Raw genomic sequence first — 1,776 nt, 5'->3', positions numbered from 1 at the left:
TCTAGCCCCGTACTTCGCACATGCTTTGGAGTGAACGGCCGTCACTCTGATCAAGATCGATGTGTTGGTCGGGTATGGGTGTAGCAGGTGCTCCTCGGCGTAGTGCTGTGCGTGCTCGTGCCGAGCTGGTCGAGGGTGTCGTGCTGGAGAAGCGTCTCGGCTCGCTGCCGGTGATCGCGGATTTCTGCCGGCGGATCGACATCGCCGGGATCATCGACCGGTTGTGCCCGGTCCGGGACGTCGCTCTGGCAACGCATGGTCAGGTCATCGAGATCCTGATCGCGAACCGGCTGACGAACCCGGCCGCGATGGCCGGGATCTGTGACTGGGCGCGGGCGTGGGCGGTCCCGGAGGTGTACGGGATCGCCGCGTCCGCGCTGGGTGACGACCGGCTGGGCCGGGCCCTGGACGCGGTCGCCGAGCACGTCGACACCATCGTCGGGACCGTCGGTGCGGCCGCGATCGACAGGTTCGGCATCGATGTCACCCGGTTGCACTGGGACATGACCTCGATCTCGCTGTACGGCGCTTACCCGCAGACCGATCCCGACTACCCGGCACCGGGGTGGGGGCACCCGAAGGACCGGCGCCCGGACCTGAAGCAGATCCAGGCCGGGATCGCGGTGTCCGCCGACGGTGCGGTGCCGGTGTTCCACCAGGTCTATGACGGCGGTGCCGGTGAGGTCGCCCAGGTCGTCGAGGCCATGCGCTCTTTGCAGGATCTGGCCGCCGCGCCGGGGTTCCTGATGGTCGGAGACTCGAAACTGATCTCCTACGGCAACCTCACTGCGATGACCGATGCCCAGGTCAAGTTCCTAGCTCCGTTGGCTGCGGCCCGGGTTCCGGCCGGCCTGTTCGCGAGCATCGATGCCGCCGCCACCACGCCGGTGGACTACATCGCCCTGCGTGACGTGCGCAAACCCGCCGACCAGCGGTGCGCCTACCGGGTCACCGAGGACGTCATGGACCTTGCCGGGCGCCGCAAAACCGACCCGGTGCACCAGGTCCGCCGGATCCTGGTCCACTCCAGCGCGAACCAGCACGCCGCCCAGACCGCCCGGCAACTGAAACTCGGCAAGGCCCGCACCGACCTGGACACCCTCACCCGGACCGCGGGCACCCGGTATCACCCCGACATCGCCGCCGTCACCACGAAAGCCGCTCAGATCAGCCGCAAACGCCGGGTCGGCGCCTACCTGCGCACCACGGTCACCACAGACCCGGACACCGGCAAACCCGTCTTCGCCTGGCACTTCGACCAAGCCGCGATCGACGCCGAAGCCGCTACCGACGGCTGGTACGCCCTGCTGACCAACCTCGAGACCAGCCAGGCCGACGCCGCCGAGGTACTACGCCGCTACAAAGCCCAGAACACCGTGGAACAGCGCTACTCCACGATCAAAGGACCCCTCGCCGTCGCACCGATGTTCCTGCAGACCAACCGCAGGATCACCGCCCTGATCACCGTGATCTGCCTGGCCCTGCTCATCTTCAGCCTCATCGAACGCGAAGTCCGACTCCGCCTCGCCGAACAGAACCGCACCGACATGGTCGGCTTCTACGCCTTCGACAACCGCGCCGTCAGACCCACCGCCCGACTCATCCTGCAAGCCCTGCACGACCTACGAATCATCCCCGCCCACCACCGCCAACCACCCAAAATCCCCCAACCCGGATGGCTCCAAGCCCAACTCCTCGCCCTACTCAACATCGATCCCACCCGACCACGATGGCTATAACGGCAGTCCACAACCATGTGCGAAGTCCACGTCTAGC

At 66.8% G+C, this 1,776-nt stretch carries 1 protein-coding gene; it reads left to right on the top strand.

What is annotated here, in order from left to right; translation table 11 throughout:
• Positions 1 to 107 precede the first annotated feature (107 nt).
• Positions 108 to 1,739, top strand: a complete 1,632-nt coding sequence (locus AB0F72_RS42110) for an IS1634 family transposase (protein WP_360444947.1) — start codon at positions 108 to 110, stop codon at positions 1,737 to 1,739.
• Positions 1,740 to 1,776: the final 37 nt, after the last annotated feature.

The sequence above is a fragment of the Actinoplanes sp. NPDC023936 genome (assembly GCF_040639325.1).
GTDB lineage: Bacteria > Actinomycetota > Actinomycetes > Mycobacteriales > Micromonosporaceae > Actinoplanes.
This window is presented reverse-complemented; position numbering and strand designations above follow the sequence as displayed.